Source organism: Exiguobacterium artemiae 255-15, assembly GCF_000019905.1.
Taxonomy (GTDB): Bacteria; Bacillota; Bacilli; order Exiguobacteriales; family Exiguobacteriaceae; genus Exiguobacterium_A; species Exiguobacterium_A artemiae.
Map to the genome: position 1 here is coordinate 868,120 of NC_010556.1, position 19,501 is coordinate 887,620.

Sequence of the window (19,501 nt, forward strand, 5' to 3'; positions counted from 1 at the left end):
AAAAATTAGAAAACGCTTACAAAATATTTCGAATTTTTTCGTTGAATAATCATGAATTTGTTGTAAATACGGAAGCAACATGAGACTATAGAAAAGAACAAAGAGGAACATATCAGGAGTGAAGCAAAACCGGTTAATCAACTATTGACCATTTTGTATATTCCTACTATAATGTTGTATGACGTGTCTGACACGTTTCCTTTAGTCGGTAATATCGGAGGGAGGGAAAACTAGTGGAAACTCGTGTACGTAAAAATGAATCACTTGAAGACGCACTTCGTCGCTTCAAACGTGGTGTTTCAAAAGATGGTACGCTTGCTGAAGTTCGTAAACGTAAACACTACGAAAAGCCAAGTGTAAAACGTAAGCTTAAATCGGAGGCTGCGCGTAAGCGTAAGAAGTTCTAACGTAAGAGAGGGTGTATCCTCATGAGTCTTCAAGAGCGTTTGACAGTGGATATGAAGGAAGCCATGCGTTCGCGTGAGAAAGATCGTCTTACGACGATTCGGATGGTGAAGTCGTCCCTGCAAAATGAAGCGATTAAACTCGGTAAGCAAGAATTAACTGATGAGGAAGAGCTAACTATACTCTCACGTGAGATGAAACAGCGCAACGACTCCCTCCGAGAATTCGAACGCGCTGATCGTCACGACCTCGTCGAGAAGATTCAAGCAGAGATAATCGTGCTCGAAGCTTATATGCCAAAACAACTTTCGGAAGAAGAAGTTCAGGAAATCGTCAACGCAGCCATTGCGAAGACGGGTGCCTCAGCTCCTTCTGATATGGGGAAAGTAATGGGTGTCGTCATGCCGCAACTTAAGGGTAAAGCGGACGGTGCTCTAATTAATCGCCTTGTTAAACAACAACTACATTAACCCGTTTTGAAAGGCGTCCTCCGGGATGCCTTTTTTTCATGAGATAAAATCGGAAAAATTCGAAAATTGGTAAAAGTTATGAAACCTTTTCTCAGATGAAAGCGTATATAATAAAAGTAACAATGAGCCATGTTCAGAAAGATGAAACATGTTGTCGTCTGATTCTGATGAAAAAGGGGTGAACGAAGTAATGTCTTTTAGCTTAGGGATGATTTTAGCGGTCTTCATGATCGGTGTCCTCATGTTGCTGGTCGAAATATTCGTGACAGGGTTTGGCATATTCGGTGTCCTTGGCATCGGTGCAGTCCTTGCCAGTTTGATCATGGCAGGTGCGACGGTCGGTCAAGTCGGTCTAGCGGTCGGTTTGGCAGTCTTTTTATCACTCGCTGCCGGATTTTGGGCATATCGCCGGATCAAATCAAATCAATCATTATTATGGCGAGGTTTGATTTTGACAGATTCCACATCGTCGGAAAAAGGATATCTTTCTCATCAAGATAAAGAACAACTGCGTGGCAAGGTCGGAATCAGTTTAACGCAGCTTCGCCCGGCAGGAACGATTGAAATTGATGGGAATCGCGTCGATGCGGTCACGGAAGGCAATTTCATTAATTCCGGCGAGCAAGTCGTCGTGCAAGACGTCACACACGGACGAGTCATCGTCCGAGTCCAAAAAACGAAGGAGGAGTCACTCACATGACACCCGAACTATTGACCGTTCTACTCATAACGGGAGGAATACTTATTTTCCTCGCTATCTTCTTTACACTTGTCCCGATCCCGCTCTGGATCAGTTCACTTGCAGCCGGAGTCCGTGTCTCTATCTTTACATTGGTCGGAATGCGGCTTCGTCGTGTTACACCGTCAAAAATTGTTAATCCGTTGATTAAAGCAGTCAAAGCCGGCATCAACCTCAATACAAACCAATTGGAAAGTCACTATCTTGCCGGTGGTAACGTCGACCGTGTCGTTAACGCCTTGATTGCGGCACACCGTGCCAACATCGAACTCAGTTTCGAACGTGCGGCAGCCATTGATTTAGCAGGTCGGAACGTGCTTGAAGCCGTCCAGATGTCCGTTAACCCGAAAGTCATCGAAACCCCATTCATTGCCGGTGTTGCCATGAACGGGATTGAAGTGAAAGCAAAAGCACGGATTACCGTACGTGCCAACATCGACCGTCTTGTCGGTGGTGCAGGGGAAGAAACCGTCATCGCCCGTGTTGGTGAGGGTGTCATCTCGACGATCGGTTCATGTCAAGATCAAAAAGAAGTCCTTGAAAATCCGGAAATGATTTCCCGGACGGTCCTCGCAAAAGGACTTGATTCAGGAACAGCATTCGAAATCCTCTCGATCGATATCGCGGACGTCGATATCGGCAAAAATATCGGTGCCGTGCTTCAGACGGATCAGGCGGAAGCTGACAAAAACATCGCCCAAGCGAAAGCGGAAGAACGTCGGGCGATGGCGATTGCAAGCGAACAAGAGATGAAATCACGTGTCGAAGAAATGCGTGCGAAAGTCGTTGCGGCAGAAGCGGAAGTTCCACTTGCGATTGCCGAGGCATTACGTGACGGCAACTTCAGCGTAATGGATTACGCCAACTATTTGAACGTGACGGCTGATACGAAGATGCGTCAAGCGATTGGTGGTCAATCTTCGCCGAACGACACACAATAAAAGGGTGATTTAGATGGGGAGCTTAATTTGGGTCGGACTGATGGTTGCCTTTGGTGTGATTTCGGTTATCTCGAAGGCGTCTGATCAGAAAAAGTCCAGCTCGACGACACGTGTCCCTTCAAAAGAATTTGGGGACTATGTCAAGAAAATGGTTGACCAAGTGGAAACACGACTTCCGGAAGATCGGGATGTGCCACCTTCGATTAAACGGAAGCAGTCAAAGCCGGAGCAACCGGTTAAGCATCAACGAACCGAATTGCAACAGCGTTTGGATGAACGGGATCGTGTGAAAGCACAAAAACAGTCTAAATCAAACATTGGCCAGATAACAGGCAGTATTGCGAGCGGTGAAATTGGCAAACGACGTAACCGGAAAAAAGGAATGCAGACGTCACAAGAAGAAATTCGCCAGGCGATGATCTGGAGTGAAGTCCTGGGTCCGCCGGTTTCGAAACGGTCTTCAAAATCTCCACATCGTTAAAGTAAAGGTTGGCTCTCGTTTACAATGAGAGCTGACCTTTTTTTTAGATACGCAGCAGGAAAAAATCCGAAGCATGTTCGGTCAGGTAAAAGAAGCAGTTAAAATGAGGAAAACACGCTTAAAGGATGGGTTTTTCTTTCCATCTATTCTGCTTAAATGATAAAGTGGACTAGAACAGATTTGTAGAGATGACGTACTGTTATCCATCATTAGGAGGCCAATCATAACGTGATATTCAATGAAAGAATCCCATTCGTATTTTCGAATTCAGAACAGATTCAAGCATTCGTAGGACCGAACGATGCCGTACTAAAAACGATGGAAGCGGAGCTTGAAGTCCAACTCACCCACCGCGGTGATGAATTGTTGGCGCAGGCAGAAGAAGAACGGTCTGTCGTGTTAGCGAAACAGGTCGTCGGTGTCTTAAAACAACTGGTTGATCGGGGAGCCGTCTTGACGGAACGTGACGCAACAAGCGCCATTCAACTGGCACGACAAGACCGGGTCGATGAATTGCTCGAATTATACGATACGGTCATTCATACGAACCATAAAGGGAAACCGCTCCGGGCCAAAACACTGGGACAAGCCCGTTATGTCCGGGGAATTGAAAAGTGCGATTTGACGTTCGGGATCGGACCGGCCGGAACCGGCAAGACCTATTTGGCGGTCGTCATGGCGGCAAAGGCCTTAAAAGAAGGTTACGTCAAACGTTTGGTTTTAACACGACCTGCTGTTGAAGCAGGGGAGAATCTTGGGTTTTTGCCGGGAGACTTGAAGGAAAAAGTTGATCCGTATTTACGTCCGCTCTATGATGCACTACATGACGTGCTCGGCGTGGAACACACAGCCCGTTTGCTGGAGCGGGGCGTGATTGAAATTGCGCCGCTCGCTTATATGCGCGGACGGACGCTTGAACACGCGTTTGTCATTTTGGATGAAGCTCAAAATACGACAAGAGAACAAATGAAAATGTTTTTGACGCGACTCGGTTTTCACTCGAAGATGATTGTCACGGGTGATTTGACGCAAGTCGATTTACCGCGCGGAAAAGCGTCCGGTTTACAAGAAGCGCTGAATCTTCTTGGACATGTCCGGGGAATTCATTTTGAACACTTTAGCTCGGCTGATGTCGTCCGGCATCCACTTGTTCGGAAAATCATTGATGCGTACAGTCAAGAACTCGAGTAAAGCGCAACAGGTGAGTCTTGAAGTGGAAAGGAGACGAGCGGATGCGCAGAGTAGGTATGTGGATCAGTCTGCTGACACTGACATTTTACATCATCGTGTCGACGATGATGTATGTCAGCGTCCGGCCTGAAGCCTTGGCAGCAGCTCCATTTTCGATTGCAGAAGAAGATATTCGATCGCCGTTGACGATGGAGGATCGAGAAGCAACCCGGTTACTAAAGGAAAACACGGTAGCCGCGATTGACAGTCAGTATACGATTAAGCAGGAATACGCGGCACAACAAATTGATAAAGTCGAACAGCTTTTTGCAAGTCTCAAAGGAATCAAAAAAGCAGAAGACATCGGTCAGATCAAACAACGTCTTCGCGGAACGGAAGCTGCAGATTTACTGCAAGACGATGAATTACGATTGCTTGCGACATCCTCTTCGTCTGTACGGACGACGACACGCGATGTCGTAATCACAGCGATTGAGGAAGCGATGCGTCAACGGATTTCTTCCGATGGCGGTGAAGTGGCGGAAGCACGGGAAAATGCGCGGCTCGATATTGAACGGTCTGCCTTGTCGTTTTCAATGAAGGCTGTCGGAAAAACATTGACGGATCAATTAATCGTGACGAATTATGTTTACGATCCAGCGAAAACAGAACAGTTGCGGAAGCAAACAAGTGATAAGGTGGAGCCGGTCTTGATTTCCGAAGGAGAAGTCATCGTCAAACGGGGGGAAGTCATTTCCCAGGATGCCTACCGCCAATTGCAACTCGTTGGTCTGATTTCTGATCGTCAATCACTGAAGCCTCTGTTCGGAACGTTGATTGTCAGTGCGCTGATGACGTTGCTGTTATTTGGATTCATCAGTCGCTCCAACTTACGTTATGCAAAGATGGGTAAAGTGAAATTATTCAGTTTGGTTTATTTAGTTGTTATTTTGCAACTCGTCGTGACGTACGGAATGGCCTTCTTGGCGGATGATATCAATCCGGCGCTTTATTTGCTTACGCCGACAGCATTTTCGGCATTAGTGTTACGCAACTTATTAAATGAGCGGATTGCATTATCGAGTACCCTGTTCATGGCACTGGCAGGAACTTTTTTCTACAGCACGAATCAGAATTTCAGTTTTAACATTGCGATTTACTTATTGGTCGGTGGACTGGTGGCGACCTACTTCCTGCGTTCGAGCTTGTCACGCCGGCGGATTTTCGTCAGCAGTTTGACGATTGCTTTAGCGAACGTAGCTGTTTTCCTCGCTTTTGTACTCATGCGCAGTGGACAGTTGGAAGTAAAAGAGACGGCGGTTTTAATAGGATTTGCCGTTGCCAGCGGTGTTTTCAGTGCCATCTTGGCAATCGGATTATTGCCGTTCCTTGAGATGACGTTCGGTATTTTAGCCCCGACACGTTTGTTGGAATTATTAAATCCGACCCATCCTCTGCTGAAAAAATTATTGGTCGAGGCTCCAGGAACCTATCATCACAGCATGATGGTCGCGAATCTTGCCGAGACGGCATGTGAAGCAATCGGCGCTGACGGCTTGCTCGCACGGGTCGGTGCATATTATCATGATTTAGGAAAAACGCGGCGTCCGCTCTATTTCATTGAAAATCAGCATGGTCTCAATCCGCATGACCGTCTGACGCCGCCCGAATCCGCCCGAGTCATTCTTGCCCATACCGATGACGGCGTGGAATTGCTTGAAGAAGCAAAAATACCGAGTGTTATTGTCGATATTTGCCGGGAACATCACGGAACGTCCTTACTCCGTTATTTTTACGTCAAGGCAACAGAACAAGGGGAAGTCAATGAAGCGGACTTCCGGTACTCAGGCCCGAAACCGCAAACACGTGAAGCGGCCGTGATCATGATTGTCGATTCCATCGAGGCGGCGGTCCGGTCCATGAAGTCTCCAACGGAATCAGGGATTCAGGAACTGGTCAAAAAAATCATCCGTGAAAAACTGCTCGACGATCAATTTTCGGACTGTGAAATGACGACACGTGATATTTACCGGGTCGGTGAGAGTGCCTGCCATACGTTATCCGGGTTATTCCATGAACGGATTGAATATCCTGAATTAAAGAAAGAGGAACTCAAATGAATATTTACATGACTGATGAAGGCAAATTGTTGACGGAAGAACAACTGAAATTAGTGGAAGCGATTTTAGTCTATACGGCAACAGAAGAAAAGATTGAAGCAAACAGTGAGCTATCCGTCACGTTCGTGACGAATGATGAGATTCAGCAAATCAATCGGGAATGGCGCGGGAAAGATCAAGCGACGGATGTCATCTCGTTTGCGATGGATGAGCTCGGAGAAGACGAGATTGATTTTGAATTGCTTGAAGATGAGCCTGTTGTTCTCGGCGATCTGATCATTTCAGTGGAACGCTGCCGTGAGCAGGCTGCGGAATACGGGAATCATTTTGAACGGGAACTTGGATTTCTCGCTGTTCACGGCTTCCTGCATCTTCTCGGTTACGACCATATCGAAAAAGCAGATGAAGACATCATGACGAAGCGTCAGGAGGAAATCCTGCATCACTTTGAACTGTACCGAGGAAAATTGTGAAGACGTGGTGGTTACCTTTCACCCATGCGATGAACGGGATTCGTCAGGCGGTGAAGGAAGAACGGCATATGAAAGTCCATTTTACGATTGGACTGATTGTCTTGGCGGTTGCCCTGTATTTACCGCTGACATGGATGGAACGGGCGATTTTATGTTTAACGATCGGTGCGGTTCTAAGTGCGGAAATGTTCAATACCGCCTTTGAGCGGACTGTCGATCTCGTTACGGAAGAATGGCACCCGCTTGCAAAAGCGGCAAAGGATATCGCAAGCGGAGCAGTTCTTGTGTTGGCGCTTACATCAGTTGCGATTGCACTATGCATCTTCGTTCCATATTTGGTACAATAAGAATCCGGCCTTTTTTAGGCCAATACCGTTCCTAAAAGGGGAAAAATGACATGAAAACAGAACAATTACTCGAACAAGCTAAAATCGCACGCGAAAAAGCGTATGTTCCATATTCAAAGTTCCAAGTCGGAGCAGCTCTGCTCACGAAAGACGGACAGGTTTTCCATGGCTGTAATATCGAAAATGCAGCATATGGTCTTTGCAACTGTGCTGAGCGGACAGCAATCTTCTCAGCGTGGGCACAAGATGCACGGGAGTACGCAGCGATGGCTGTCGTAGCCGATACAGAAGGACCTGTCGCACCGTGCGGCCAATGCCGTCAAGTATTGTTTGAAATGTGTGACGCGGATATGCCGGTTTACTTAACGAACCTGACGGGTGACGTCACGGAAACGACGGTTGGTGCGCTCTTACCGGGTGCATTTACGAAGGGAGATCTTCATGTTTAAAGAAGGATTTAAATCAGGATTCGTTTCGATTATCGGTCGTCCAAACGTTGGGAAATCGACGTTCTTAAACCGAGTTATCGGACAAAAAATCGCCATCATGTCGGATAAGCCACAAACGACACGGAATAAGATTCAAGGTGTCTATACGACAGATGACGTGCAAACGATTTTCATCGATACACCGGGAATTCATAAACCGAAACATAAACTCGGAGACTTCATGATGAAAGTCGCGACGAATGCGTTACGCGAAGTCGACGCGATTCTCTTTATGATCAATGTGACGGAGCCGAAAGGAAAAGGCGACGAATTCATCATTGAGAAGTTAAAGGATTTGGATACACCGATCATCCTTGTCATGAACAAGGTCGACTTGATTCATCCGAATGATATTCCGCCGATCATCGAATCGTATCAAAATGAATTGAACTTCGCAGCAGTCGTTCCGATTTCTGCTCTTCAAGGTAATAACGTCGAACCATTGCTACAAGAAATCTCGAAGATTTTACCGGAAGGTCCGATGTATTATCCGGCGGATCAGATCACTGATCACCCGGAACGTTTCATCATTTCAGAAATGATTCGGGAGAAAGTCCTGCAAAAGACACGTGACGAAGTACCGCACTCGATTGCTGTCGCGATTGATCAAATCAAGACACGTGAAGATGGCAATATGGTCGATATTCACGCAACCATTTTGATCGAACGGGATTCACAAAAAGGAATCATCATCGGAAAACGCGGTGCCCTGTTAAAAGAAATCGGTTCAGAAGCCCGGACGGATATCGAGATGTTACTCGGAACGAAAGTTTACTTGAACCTGTGGGTGAAAGTTCAAAAAGACTGGCGCAATAAAGCCGGTCAATTGCGTGAACTTGGATTCCGCGACGACGAGTATTAAGCGATGATTGATAAGGCGGAAGGGCTTGTTTTACGGACGGTCGTGTATGGTGAATCGAATAAAATCATTACACTGTTAACGCGTGAATATGGCAAGCTCGCCGTCATGGCCCGTGGTGCTAAAAAACCCGGCAGCCGTTTTAACGCAGCGAGCCAGCCGTTCGTCCGAGCGATTTATGTCTACCCGCGTTCGCGGGGTCTCGGTCAATTGAAATCAGCAGATGTCATCACAGGGTATTCAAAGATTCGTCAGGACGTCTTTTTGATGGCTTATGCGATGTACCTCCTTGAACTGGCGGACAAAGCACTTGATGAACGGGTGCCGCAACCGGCACTGTATGATTTGTTCGTCGATGGTCTTGAGGCAATGGATGAAGGGCTCGATCCGGATGTCGTGTCCTTTATAGTGGAACTCCGCTTACTGCGTCATCTGGGAATCGCACCGCACTTAAACGGCTGTACGGTTTGCGGCAGTGTGGAAGCACCGTTCGCCTTCTCATTGAACCACGGTGGTTTGCTTTGCAGACGACACCGTCAGGAAGATGAACATGCTGTTTCTTTGACGGAATCCGTGGCCAAGATGCTGTATGTTTTTTCTGTGTATGATTTTTCCCGGATCGGGACAGTCGATGTGAAGCCGGAGACGAAACGTTTGTTGCGTCAAATCATGGATGCCTACATGGAACGGTACAGCGGACTCCGCCTCCGTTCAAAACGGGTTCTCGATCAATTGCTGAATCTTGGAGACGATTGACAGATACGCCGTACGTTCGGTAGAATAAGTGCGGAAGAACTAACTAAACGAACACGATGAGAAAAAGGAGTAACACCTGATGTTCAGTCAAGCGATTTCGGGATAGTGCGAGCCGGAAATGAAGCAGGTGTGAACGGCATTTTTGAGTGTTCCTGATCAAAGAGTGGCATGCGGACGCATGCAAGTAGGGTGGAACCGCGGGCTCGTCTCGTCCCTATGTACAACCTTGTTGTACATAGGGACGTTTTTGCGTTCCCGCATAAATTTGGAGGTGGAAGTCTTGAAGATGACAGTACAGGAAATGATCTTAACACTGCAAAAATTTTGGGCTGAGCAAGGGTGCTTGACGATGCAGGCCTATGACGTCGAGAAAGGTGCCGGAACAATGAATCCGATGACATTTTTACGGAGTCTTGGACCAGAACCATGGAACGTCTGTTATACAGAACCATCACGCCGTCCGGCGGATGGACGTTACGGGGAAAACCCGAACCGTTTGTATCAACATCACCAGTTCCAAGTCATCATGAAGCCGTCGCCGGACAACATTCAGGAGCTGTACTTACAAAGTCTTGAACTGCTCGGGATTAATCCGCTTGAACATGATATTCGTTTCGTTGAAGACAACTGGGAAAACCCGACGTTCGGTGCAGCCGGACTCGGATGGGAAGTCTGGTTAAACGGAATGGAAATTACACAGTTCACATACTTCCAACAAGTCGGTGGGATTGAATGTAATCCGATTGCCGTTGAAATCACATACGGAATCGAACGCCTCGCGTCGTATATCCAGGATGTCGAAAGTGTCTTTGATTTGGTTTGGACAGACGGCTTTAAATACGGCGATATTTTCTATCAACCGGAATTCGAACATTCGAAGTACACGTTTGAGACATCGGATGTCGATCTCTTGTTCACATTGTTCGATCAGTATGAAAAAGAAGCGAACCGGGCACTCGATGAGAACCTGGTCTTCCCAGCGTATGACTACATCTTAAAATGTTCTCATACGTTTAATCTGCTGGATGCCAAAGGAGCGATTTCCGTTACGGAACGGACTGGGTTCATTCACCGCGTCCGGAACATGTCGCGCCGTTGTGCGCAAAGCTTCATCGAAGAACGGGAACGTCTAGGCTTCCCATTGATTAAATCGAAAGCTGGTGAATCGCATGCATGAGTTATTACTTGAAATCGGTCTTGAAGAAATGCCGGCCCGTTTTGTCTTACAATCCGAGACACAATTAAAAGAACGTGTGACGACATTTTTAAATGAAGCACGCATTACGTTCGATACGATTGAGTCGTTTTCAACTCCACGTCGTTTAGCCGTTCTCGTAACCGGAATGTCTGAACGTCAGACGGACTTAGAAGAGACGCTCAAAGGACCGGCGAAGCGGATTGCTCAGGATGAAGACGGCAACTGGACAAAAGCCGCACAAGGATTTGCGCGCGGTAAAGGTTTGACAACGGATGATCTGTTCCTTCAAGAAGAAAAGGGTGTGGAGTATATCTTCGCGACCCGCAAAGAGTCGGGACAAGAAACAGCAACACTTCTGCCGGGATTGAAACAAATCGTCGAAGCGATGTCGTTCCCGAAAAACATGCGTTGGAGCACACAATCGTTACGCTACATGCGTCCGATTCGTTGGATGATCGCCTTACTGGACGATCAAGTAATTCCGTTTGAAGTGGCAGATGTGGCAACCGGGCGGACGTCACGCGGACACCGTTTCCTCGGACAGGATATTACGATTTTACGACCGAACGCCTACGTCGAAGCGCTGGCGGGAGAACATGTCATCGCCAGTTATGAACAGCGTCGTCAGCTGATTGAAGAGCAAATTCAACAGCTCAGTGAACAAGAAGGCTTTGAAGTCCCGATTGATCCGGCGTTGCTTGAAGAAGTCACGAATCTCGTCGAATACCCGACAGCATTATTCGGAGCATTTGACGAAGCTTATCTCGAACTTCCGGAAGAAGTCCTCATTACGACGATGAAGGAACACCAGCGTTACTTCCCGGTTAAAAAAGACGGGACGTTACTCCATTATTTCGTTACGGTCCGTAACGGGAATGCGACACATATCGAGAATGTGGCCCGCGGAAATGAGAAAGTCATCCGGGCACGTCTTGCCGATGCCCAGTTCTTCTATGAAGAAGATAAAAAAGCCGACATCGATGCCCAGGCAGCGCGACTTGATAAAATCGTCTTCCATGAAAAACTTGGAACGACAGGTGAAAAAGTTCGTCGTGTGCGTGAGATGGCTTTACAGTTGGCGGAACGATTTAATGCCGATTCGACGAAAGTCGAGCGGGCGGGAACGATTTATAAATTCGATCTCGTCAGCCAGATGGTATATGAATTTACAGAACTGCAAGGGATGATGGGCGAACGTTACGCCAACATGAAAGGCGAAGACGTTGAAGTCGCGGCAGCAATCCGGGAACACTACTTACCGCGCTTTGCCGGAGATGAAAGTCCAAGCACACCAACCGGTACGGTATTAGCGGTTCTTGACAAAATGGACAGTGTGGGCGGCTTCTTCGGTGTCGGTATGATTCCAAGCGGTTCTGCTGATCCGTATGCCTTACGCCGTCAGGCACAAGGAATCGTTCAGATTCTTTCGGACCGTCAGATTGAGATGACGTTGTCGGAACTGATTGATTTCGTCGTATCTGCTCAATTAAAAGCAGGTCTTTATCAAGCAGATGCAGAAACAGTTAAAGCAGCAATGGAAGACTTCTTTAATCAGCGTTTGAAGTTCCGCCTGTCGGAAAAAGGATATCGTCATGATGTCATCGAAGCGGCTCTTGATCCGAAGCTGACGGTCGAAGCCAATGAAAAACGGGCATCGATGCTTGAACAGGCCACACAACAACCAACCTTTAAGAAGACCGTGGAGCAACTCAGCCGTGTCTTAAACATCTCGAAAAAAGCCGAAACGGTTGTTGCAGTAAACCCGGCGCTCTTTGAAAATGATGCCGAACGTGACTTGCATGAACAAATCGAGCAACTGATTCCGAAAGTCGAAGCCGCTGTACAAGCTTCTGACTATGACCAGGCGATTCAAGTCCTTGAATCGAGTGTTCCGGCCATCACGGCTTATTTTGACGGAACGATGATCATGGCGGATGACGAAGCAGTTCGCACGAATCGTCTCAGCGAGATGAAACGATTTGCGACGGCAATCGAACAAGTCGCACGATTCAATGCACTCACTTTAGTGTGAATAAAGGACGGATGAGCCGATGAAGTTAAATGAACGGCAGAAAAAAATACTCCAAATCGTCAAAGAAAACGGTCCGATCACAGGAGAGCAGATTGCATCTGAACTCTCCTTGACACGGGCGACCCTGCGTCCGGACTTATCCATTTTGACGATGACTGGAATGCTGGAAGCACGTCCACGCGTCGGTTATATGTATGTCGGTAAAAAAAATACCTCCATGTTACATGAAAAATTGGATACGTTGACCGTTGGCGAATTCATGTCTTCTGCGAAAGTCATTCATGAAGGGATGATGGTTTATGATGCGATCGTCCATTTGTTCCTCGAAGACGTCGGTTCGTTGTTCGTCGTCGGAAAAGATCATGCGTTAGTCGGTGTCCTGTCACGTAAAGATTTTTTACGGGCGGCAATCGGGAATCAGGAGTTGGACTCGTTACCGGTTAACATCATCATGACACGGATGCCGAATCTGACGGTTTGTGAGAAATCAGAGACGTTGATTGGAGCAGGGATGAAACTCATCGAAAAACAGATCGATTCCATGCCGGTCGTCGAACAGGTCGACGGGATCTTAAAAGTCGTCGGACGGATGACAAAGACGAACATGACGAAAGTATTGGTCGCGTTGACACGAGATGAAGAACTTTAAGAGGAGGTTCGCAGATGAGACAACGTATTTATGTAGTGAGTGACTCGGTCGGTGAGACGTGTGAACTGGTCGTACGGGCAGCAGCGATCCAGTTTCCGGAGCAAGCGATTGAAACGGTCCGGATTCCATTCGTGGACGACGATCAGGTCATTTACGATTTAGTGTTACATGCAAAAGAAGAGCAGGCGACAATCGTCTACACGATCGTTCATGCCACCCATCGCCGGCTTCTTGCGGAAACAGCACAAGCCCATCAAGTTAAGGCAATCGATTTACTCGGACCGTTACTGGATACGATGGAGGGGCGTCTCGGGATGCAGCCGAAAGAAGAACCGGGACTGATTTATCGGTTGGATGAAGAGTATTTCCGGAAAATTGAAGCCGTTGAATTTGCCGTGAAATATGATGACGGTCGCGATCCGCGCGGCATCAAACGGGCGGATATCGTTCTGATTGGTGTATCACGCACCTCGAAGACTCCGCTCTCTCAGTACTTGGCGCTGAAACGGTATAAAGTGGCGAATGTACCGCTCGTTCCGGAATCGATTCCACCGGAAGAACTGTTTGATATTCCAAAAGAAAAATGTTTTGGATTATTGATTTCTCCAGAGAAGTTGATTGATATCCGGATGGAACGGCTGCGGTCGCTTGGACTGAAACCGGAAGCGGCGTACGCACAGATGGATCGAATCAACCGTGAACTCGATTATGCGAAAAAACTGTATGACCGGATCGGCTGTCAAGTCATCGATGTGACGAACAAAGCGGTTGAGGAAACGGCGAATCTCATTTTGACAGGAATTTCCGGCAAATCACATGACTAGTAAAGTATGGTTTCACGTAGTATACTAATCTAGCTGCTTAATGAGATGATGCAAATTTTCTAATGAAACGGAACGAGTATTCGTTCCGTTTCATTGCGGGTATATGTATATAAACGTTCGAAAGGAGAGGTGACCAATTGAAACGGCTTCCTGACGAATTGGTTGACCAAGTCCGACAAGCAACGGATATCGTTGAATTGATATCAGAACGTGTAGAATTAAAAAAACAAGGGAATCGTTATTCAGGGTTATGTCCATTTCACTCTGAAAAATCCCCTTCTTTTTCTGTTTCTCCGGATAAAGGCATGTATTATTGTTTCGGATGTGGAGCGGGTGGAAACGCCATTACTTTTGTCATGGAGACGGAAGGGATGAGTTTTCCGGAAGCGGTCGTCAAGCTGGCGGATCGAACAGACATCAAGTTACCGGAATTTGAACGGTCTGATCAAACGGAGTCAACACCCGATCAGGAAAAGAAATACCGAATGCGGGAAGCGCATCGGATTGTGGCGGATCTGTACCATGAAGTCATGTTGCAGACAGCCGCTGGTGACGCCGGAAGAGAATACCTTGAACAGCGGGGCATCCAAGAATCCGCGATGCGGGAGTTTAAACTCGGTTACGCACCGGATCAAGACCGGTTTACGGTGGATTCATTGGCACGGCGTAACTTCGACTTGGATGAGATGGTCGAAGCAGGACTGATTTCTATAGGCAGAGATGGCGATTACCGCGATCGATTCAACGGACGGGTCGTATTTCCAATTTCAGATCGTGATGGCACGATTGTTGGATTCAGTGGTCGCTCCATTGACGGAAGAGACCCGAAATATGTCAATACAGCGGAAACCCCTCTTTTTAATAAAAGCGAATTGCTGTTTGGTTTCGCACAGGCGCGTGGTGCCATGCGAAAAAATAAGCAAGTTGTGTTGGTGGAAGGGAATTTAGATGTTGTACGTGTCGCTCAAGCGGGTATACCCTATACGGTAGCTTCTCTCGGGACGGCACTGACTCCTGTACATGCTCAAAATTTAGGGAGAATCGTCGATGAAGTCATAGTTTGTTATGACGGAGACAAAGCGGGACGTGCCGCGACACTAAAAGCATTACGCTTATTAGAGGATGTTGCGGTCGATTGTTCTGTGATTCGTCTTCCGGATGGAGAAGACCCCGATTCTTTTATCGGCGCACAATCGGAAGAGACCTTTCTTCGTGTCATCGAGCAGGAACGGATTTCAAGCCTTGAATTCAAATCTTTTTATTTTCGCCAAGGAAAAAACCTTCGATTAGAAGGAGAACGGGTCCGTTATATTGAAACTATGCTTGAGGAGATTGGTCGAACGTCCAATCCATTGTTACGCGATATCTATTTAGGGAAACTGGCGGAAGAGTTTCACTTGTCGAAAGAATCCCTGTTGTCGCAAGTTAAGCCGTTGCAACTGCAACAAGCTAAACCGAAACAAGAGCGGCGGCAAGAGACGCAAGTCGTGACCTCTTCTCCTCAAGACCGGACCTTCTCGAATTGGAAACGAGCTGAACGTTTTCTGCTTGCTTATATGATTCGTTCCGAGGAAGTGGGTCTTGAGGTACGTGATCAGCTTGGTGTGGCGTTTAATGATCCGGCTCATCAGTTGATTGCAGGGAAACTATATGAATTTTACGGAACAAACACCCCAGCGGATCCCGATCGTTTCCTGACGATGCTCCACGATGCATCGCTTCAGCGGATCGTGGCGGATCTAGAGTTTATGTTAATGCCGGAATACGATCCGGATTTATTGAGTCATTATATTCGTGCCGTTCAAAATGAACGACAACGACGGACGCTGGACGAAGAAAAGTCACAGTTAAGTCAACAAACAGATATCCGTGCTCAAGCGGAGCTAATGCAGGCGATCATCGAACGGAAACGGCGTTTGAAAGATCGATGACCTGTTGCATGATGTGGAAGGAGTGTATGGTTCGATGGCAGAAAAAGCAAGATCAGAAGCAGAAATACTCCGTCTCGCGAAGGATGAACTAATCGCGCTCGGACACAAGAATGGTGAACTATCGCATCAAAAAATCGAGGATAAACTCAGTTCGTTTGAATCGATGGATGCACAACAATTCGAAGAATTCCTTCAACTGCTCGAAACTGAAGGCATCAAGGTCAACAATGACGGAACGGGTGATGACAAGGAAGAAGCGGATTTAAACGATCTTTCGGTCCCACCGGGCGTCAAAATTAATGACCCGGTCCGGATGTACTTGAAAGAAATCGGCCGTGTCGATCTGTTGAATGCAGAAGATGAAGTCGAACTCGCAAAACGAATCGAACAGAATGATGAAGAAGCCAAGAAGCGTTTAGCGGAAGCGAACTTACGCCTTGTCGTTTCGATTGCGAAGCGTTATGTCGGTCGCGGCATGCTGTTCCTTGATTTGATCCAAGAAGGAAACATGGGACTGATCAAAGCAGTTGAAAAGTTTGACTATACAAAAGGCTATAAATTCTCGACGTATGCGACCTGGTGGATTCGTCAGGCAATCACACGTGCAATTGCCGACCAAGCACGGACGATCCGGATTCCGGTTCATATGGTTGAAACGATCAACAAACTGATCCGTGTCCAACGTCAGTTACTTCAGGATTTAGGACGTGAACCGACTCCGGAAGAGATTTCGAAAGAAATGGAAATCACACCGGAAAAAGTACGCGAGATTTTGAAGATTGCACAAGAACCGGTATCGCTCGAGACACCAATCGGGGAAGAGGACGATTCACATCTCGGAGACTTCATTGAAGACCAAGATGCGACAGCTCCTCAAGATGCGGCTGCGTATGAGTTGTTAAAAGAACAGCTTGAAGATGTCCTCGATACGTTGACGGACCGTGAAGAAAATGTCTTGCGCCTTCGTTTTGGTCTAGACGATGGTCGGACGCGGACACTTGAAGAAGTCGGGAAAGTATTTGGCGTTACACGTGAACGGATTCGTCAGATTGAGGCGAAAGCGTTACGGAAATTACGTCATCCAAGTCGTTCAAAACGTCTAAAAGATTTCCTCGATTAATTCAAAGTGTGAAGAAAATATGAAATTTTAGTGAGAAGGGAGAAAAAGTTTTGTTTTTTTCTTCCTTCTCTGTTTTTTTTACAGTAGAATAGTAACGGGGAATACCATTCAGTCACCAACTTGGTTGGGTATAGAATATGGGGGGGAATCCAAATGCGTAATCCGTTAGTACCGTTCGCATCGATTGCGATCATCGCCATCATCGCCATGATTTCATTGTCATACTTTGGGGTCGATCAGGTAAAACAAGCTGAAAAAGGTCCATCAACAGCTGAAATGAAGCCGGAAGATCTGTTTGCATCTAAAGGATGTACCGGATGCCACGGTGGAAATCTTGAAGGTGGAGTCGGTCCGAACTTAACAAAGATCGGTTCGAAGCTGAAAGAAGAAGAAATTAAAGAAATCGCTATGAACGGTAAAGGGCAAATGCCTGGCGGTCTTGCGAACGACGAAGAAGCTGCTGCTTTAGCAAAATGGCTTGCTGCAAAGAAATAAGCGAATCAACATCCGTCTCTTCTCCGAGATGGATGTTTTTTTGTGGTGATTTTAATCAAGTCGACGGTTTCTTTTTTTCGCCAAGTCCGCTATTTTTAAATGAGAACATGAATCAGGAAGGATGAAAGACATGCAAACGAACGTCATACTCGATCAACGTTTACAAAAGGTTGTATCTTATATTCCACAAGGGGCGGTACTCGCGGACATCGGATCCGATCATGCTTTTGTGCCTTGCTACTGTCTCCAACAAAACTTGATTGAACGCGCGATTGCCGGTGAAGTCAACGTCGGACCGATGGAAGCGGCGCAAGGACAGGTTGCGCTTGTCCAATTGGAAGATAAAATCGATGTCCGCCTTGGGAGTGGTCTGACGGTCTTGACACCGGGAGAAGTGACGGCGGTAACGATTGCCGGAATGGGCGGTACGTTGATTGCTTCGATTTTGGAAGAAGGTAAAAATCACTTATCCGGAGAAGAACGGCTGATTCTCCAACCGAATGTTGATGCGGTCGATGTACGGAAATGGTTGCTCGCGAACGGCTATGCTCTGCTTTCGGAAGCAATTGTTAAAGAAAATGAGAAAATTTATGAAATTCTTGTCGCAGAAAAAGGAGAAGAATCTTTATATTCGGACGATAGCGAACAGCGGGACTGGGAATTGTATTTTGGTCCGCAATTGACACGGGAAAAAGCACCGGCATTTATTGAAAAGTGGCAGACGGAACAGCAAAAGCGGCAATACATCTTGGAACAGATGCAACGCGGAAATGATTCGGACGTCTTACAGGAGAAAATGGCGAACATCGAACGGCTGATTGAAAAAATGAAAGAGGTGACGAACTGATGGCAAACGGTCAACAAGTCATCGAACAATTTGAGACATTTGCGCCGAAAAAATTTGCCTTTGAAGGCGATCCGATTGGCTTACAAATTGGAACACTTAACAAAAAGGTCAAGCGGGTCCTTGTTACGTTAGATGTGCTTGAATCTGTCGTGGACGAAGCAATTGAAAAACAAATCGATTTGATCATTGCCCATCATCCGCCGATTTTTAGCAAATTACCAAAAGTGACAGATCAATCAGCAGCGGGTCGTATCGTCATGAAATGTATCAAACACGACATCGCTGTCTACGCCGCCCATACAAACCTGGATGTCACACAAGGCGGCGTGAATGATCTGATGGCAACGGCATTAGGACTCACGGATACAACGGTTCTCGTTCCGTCATTCGAAAACACCCTCTATAAACTCGTTGTCTTCGTTCCTGAATCTGCCGTGGAAGAGGTCTCGAAAGCGTTAGGGCGAGCAGGAGCAGGCCATATCGGAGCATACAGCGATTGTCAGTTCCATACGACGGGAACCGGACAATTTAAAGCAACGGCGGAAGCGAATCCGTATGTAGGACAACCGGGCCAACTAGAACATGTCAAAGAAGTGCGGATTGAAACGATTGTCACGGAATTAAACCAAAAGCAGGTCATTCGGGCAATGAAACAAGCTCATCCGTATGAGGAAGTTGCGTATGACGTGATACGTCAAGAGCTTACAGCTCCGTCTCTCGGACTCGGACGGATTGGCCGGTTAGAAGAAGCTGTTCCGTTGAAGACGTTTGCCGAGCAGGTACGATCAGCTTTTGGCGTCGAGAACTTACGGTTTGTCGGGGATGAGAATCGATTGGTTCAAAAAGTGGCAGTATTAGGAGGAGACGGCAATAAATATGTTTCGACGGCAGCCTTTGCCGGAGCAGATGTATTGGTGACGGGTGATTTATATTTCCATGTCGCACACGATGCAATGGCACTCGGGCTTGCCGTAGTTGATCCCGGCCACCATGTCGAGTCGGTCATGAAACAGGGTGTCGTTGACCTGCTGACAGAACGGTTTGAAAAACAGAACATCAAAGATGTCGAATTGTTTGTGTCAGAGACGAATACAAATCCGTTTCAATTCCTATGAAAAAAGATTCCCGACCGTCAAATACGGTCGGGAATCTTTTT

The 19,501-nt window shown here is 47.0% G+C and carries 21 protein-coding genes; all 21 read left to right on the forward strand.

What is annotated here, in order from left to right:
• The first annotated feature begins 233 nt into the window (after positions 1-233).
• The 21 genes from rpsU to EXIG_RS04500 all read left to right on the forward strand — a co-directional run bounded on the left by rpsU (position 234) and on the right by EXIG_RS04500 (position 19,460).
• Positions 234-407, forward strand: a complete 174-nt coding sequence (gene rpsU, locus EXIG_RS04400; RefSeq protein WP_012369719.1) for a 30S ribosomal protein S21 — start codon at positions 234-236, stop codon at positions 405-407.
• A 21-nt stretch (positions 408-428) separates the two neighbouring features.
• Positions 429-875: a GatB/YqeY domain-containing protein gene (locus EXIG_RS04405; protein WP_012369720.1), complete on the forward strand. Its 447-nt coding sequence runs from the start codon at positions 429-431 to the stop codon at positions 873-875.
• Positions 876-1,065: 190 nt separating this feature from the next.
• On the forward strand, positions 1,066-1,575 hold the full coding sequence (locus EXIG_RS04410) for an NfeD family protein (RefSeq protein ID WP_012369721.1): 510 nt from the start codon (positions 1,066-1,068) through the stop codon (positions 1,573-1,575).
• Positions 1,572-2,555 carry a flotillin-like protein FloA gene (gene floA / locus EXIG_RS04415; protein ID WP_012369722.1) on the forward strand — a complete coding sequence of 328 codons (984 nt, stop codon included), beginning with the start codon at positions 1,572-1,574 and terminating at the stop codon, positions 2,553-2,555. Before EXIG_RS04410 ends, floA begins: the two co-directional genes overlap by 4 nt.
• Before the next feature lie 13 nt (positions 2,556-2,568).
• Entirely contained in the window at positions 2,569-3,036 is a 468-nt protein-coding gene (locus EXIG_RS04420) for a hypothetical protein (protein ID WP_012369723.1), read from the forward strand.
• Between the two features lie 228 nt (positions 3,037-3,264).
• Entirely contained in the window at positions 3,265-4,227 is a 963-nt protein-coding gene (locus EXIG_RS04425; RefSeq protein ID WP_012369724.1) for a PhoH family protein, read from the forward strand.
• A 41-nt stretch (positions 4,228-4,268) separates the two neighbouring features.
• Positions 4,269-6,326 (forward strand): HD family phosphohydrolase, encoded by a 2,058-nt coding sequence (locus EXIG_RS04430; protein ID WP_012369725.1) that lies wholly within the window; start codon positions 4,269-4,271, stop codon positions 6,324-6,326.
• Positions 6,323-6,799, forward strand: a complete 477-nt coding sequence (gene ybeY, locus EXIG_RS04435) for an rRNA maturation RNase YbeY (protein WP_012369726.1) — start codon at positions 6,323-6,325, stop codon at positions 6,797-6,799. The genes EXIG_RS04430 and ybeY overlap by 4 nt, the downstream gene beginning before the upstream one ends.
• Complete coding sequence (locus EXIG_RS04440; protein ID WP_012369727.1) at positions 6,796-7,146, forward strand: diacylglycerol kinase family protein; 351 nt, start codon at positions 6,796-6,798, stop codon at positions 7,144-7,146. Before ybeY ends, EXIG_RS04440 begins: the two co-directional genes overlap by 4 nt.
• Before the next feature lie 50 nt (positions 7,147-7,196).
• A complete protein-coding gene (locus tag EXIG_RS04445; RefSeq protein ID WP_012369728.1) occupies positions 7,197-7,595 on the forward strand; it encodes a cytidine deaminase in 399 nt (132 codons plus the stop codon).
• Positions 7,588-8,496, forward strand: coding sequence for a GTPase Era (era, locus tag EXIG_RS04450; protein WP_012369729.1), 909 nt, complete (start codon positions 7,588-7,590; stop codon positions 8,494-8,496). The genes EXIG_RS04445 and era overlap by 8 nt, the downstream gene beginning before the upstream one ends.
• Before the next feature lie 3 nt (positions 8,497-8,499).
• A complete protein-coding gene (gene recO, locus EXIG_RS04455; protein WP_012369730.1) occupies positions 8,500-9,249 on the forward strand; it encodes a DNA repair protein RecO in 750 nt (249 codons plus the stop codon).
• A 286-nt stretch (positions 9,250-9,535) separates the two neighbouring features.
• Positions 9,536-10,426 (forward strand): glycine--tRNA ligase subunit alpha, encoded by an 891-nt coding sequence (gene glyQ / locus EXIG_RS04460; RefSeq protein ID WP_012369731.1) that lies wholly within the window; start codon positions 9,536-9,538, stop codon positions 10,424-10,426.
• Positions 10,419-12,479, forward strand: coding sequence for a glycine--tRNA ligase subunit beta (glyS, locus tag EXIG_RS04465; protein WP_012369732.1), 2,061 nt, complete (start codon positions 10,419-10,421; stop codon positions 12,477-12,479). The genes glyQ and glyS overlap by 8 nt, the downstream gene beginning before the upstream one ends.
• Positions 12,480-12,498: 19 nt before the next feature.
• Positions 12,499-13,128 carry a transcriptional regulator CcpN gene (gene ccpN / locus EXIG_RS04470; RefSeq protein WP_012369733.1) on the forward strand — a complete coding sequence of 210 codons (630 nt, stop codon included), beginning with the start codon at positions 12,499-12,501 and terminating at the stop codon, positions 13,126-13,128.
• 14 nt (positions 13,129-13,142) lie between these two features.
• Positions 13,143-13,952 carry a pyruvate, water dikinase regulatory protein gene (locus tag EXIG_RS04475; RefSeq protein ID WP_012369734.1) on the forward strand — a complete coding sequence of 270 codons (810 nt, stop codon included), beginning with the start codon at positions 13,143-13,145 and terminating at the stop codon, positions 13,950-13,952.
• A gap of 137 nt (positions 13,953-14,089) precedes the next feature.
• Complete coding sequence (gene dnaG, locus EXIG_RS04480) at positions 14,090-15,883, forward strand: DNA primase (RefSeq protein ID WP_012369735.1); 1,794 nt, start codon at positions 14,090-14,092, stop codon at positions 15,881-15,883.
• A gap of 34 nt (positions 15,884-15,917) precedes the next feature.
• Entirely contained in the window at positions 15,918-17,003 is a 1,086-nt protein-coding gene (gene rpoD, locus EXIG_RS04485; protein WP_012369736.1) for an RNA polymerase sigma factor RpoD, read from the forward strand.
• 153 nt (positions 17,004-17,156) lie between these two features.
• Positions 17,157-17,498 carry a cytochrome c550 gene (cccA, locus tag EXIG_RS04490; RefSeq protein WP_012369737.1) on the forward strand — a complete coding sequence of 114 codons (342 nt, stop codon included), beginning with the start codon at positions 17,157-17,159 and terminating at the stop codon, positions 17,496-17,498.
• Between the two features lie 130 nt (positions 17,499-17,628).
• Entirely contained in the window at positions 17,629-18,345 is a 717-nt protein-coding gene (locus tag EXIG_RS04495; RefSeq protein ID WP_012369738.1) for a tRNA (adenine(22)-N(1))-methyltransferase, read from the forward strand.
• On the forward strand, positions 18,345-19,460 hold the full coding sequence (locus EXIG_RS04500; protein ID WP_012369739.1) for a Nif3-like dinuclear metal center hexameric protein: 1,116 nt from the start codon (positions 18,345-18,347) through the stop codon (positions 19,458-19,460). Before EXIG_RS04495 ends, EXIG_RS04500 begins: the two co-directional genes overlap by 1 nt.
• Positions 19,461-19,501 lie beyond the last annotated feature (41 nt).

Coding starts and splice junctions, on each gene's coding strand:
- EXIG_RS04405 (WP_012369720.1), top strand. CDS start 429: ATGAGTCTTCAAGAGCGTTTGACAGTGGATATGAAGGAAGCCATGCGT.
- EXIG_RS04410 (WP_012369721.1), top strand. CDS start 1,066: ATGTCTTTTAGCTTAGGGATGATTTTAGCGGTCTTCATGATCGGTGTC.
- floA (WP_012369722.1), top strand. CDS start 1,572: ATGACACCCGAACTATTGACCGTTCTACTCATAACGGGAGGAATACTT.
- EXIG_RS04420 (WP_012369723.1), top strand. CDS start 2,569: ATGGGGAGCTTAATTTGGGTCGGACTGATGGTTGCCTTTGGTGTGATT.
- EXIG_RS04430 (WP_012369725.1), top strand. CDS start 4,269: ATGCGCAGAGTAGGTATGTGGATCAGTCTGCTGACACTGACATTTTAC.
- ybeY (WP_012369726.1), top strand. CDS start 6,323: ATGAATATTTACATGACTGATGAAGGCAAATTGTTGACGGAAGAACAA.
- EXIG_RS04445 (WP_012369728.1), top strand. CDS start 7,197: ATGAAAACAGAACAATTACTCGAACAAGCTAAAATCGCACGCGAAAAA.
- era (WP_012369729.1), top strand. CDS start 7,588: ATGTTTAAAGAAGGATTTAAATCAGGATTCGTTTCGATTATCGGTCGT.
- recO (WP_012369730.1), top strand. CDS start 8,500: ATGATTGATAAGGCGGAAGGGCTTGTTTTACGGACGGTCGTGTATGGT.
- glyQ (WP_012369731.1), top strand. CDS start 9,536: ATGACAGTACAGGAAATGATCTTAACACTGCAAAAATTTTGGGCTGAG.
- glyS (WP_012369732.1), top strand. CDS start 10,419: ATGCATGAGTTATTACTTGAAATCGGTCTTGAAGAAATGCCGGCCCGT.
- ccpN (WP_012369733.1), top strand. CDS start 12,499: ATGAAGTTAAATGAACGGCAGAAAAAAATACTCCAAATCGTCAAAGAA.
- EXIG_RS04475 (WP_012369734.1), top strand. CDS start 13,143: ATGAGACAACGTATTTATGTAGTGAGTGACTCGGTCGGTGAGACGTGT.
- rpoD (WP_012369736.1), top strand. CDS start 15,918: ATGGCAGAAAAAGCAAGATCAGAAGCAGAAATACTCCGTCTCGCGAAG.
- cccA (WP_012369737.1), top strand. CDS start 17,157: ATGCGTAATCCGTTAGTACCGTTCGCATCGATTGCGATCATCGCCATC.
- EXIG_RS04495 (WP_012369738.1), top strand. CDS start 17,629: ATGCAAACGAACGTCATACTCGATCAACGTTTACAAAAGGTTGTATCT.
- EXIG_RS04500 (WP_012369739.1), top strand. CDS start 18,345: ATGGCAAACGGTCAACAAGTCATCGAACAATTTGAGACATTTGCGCCG.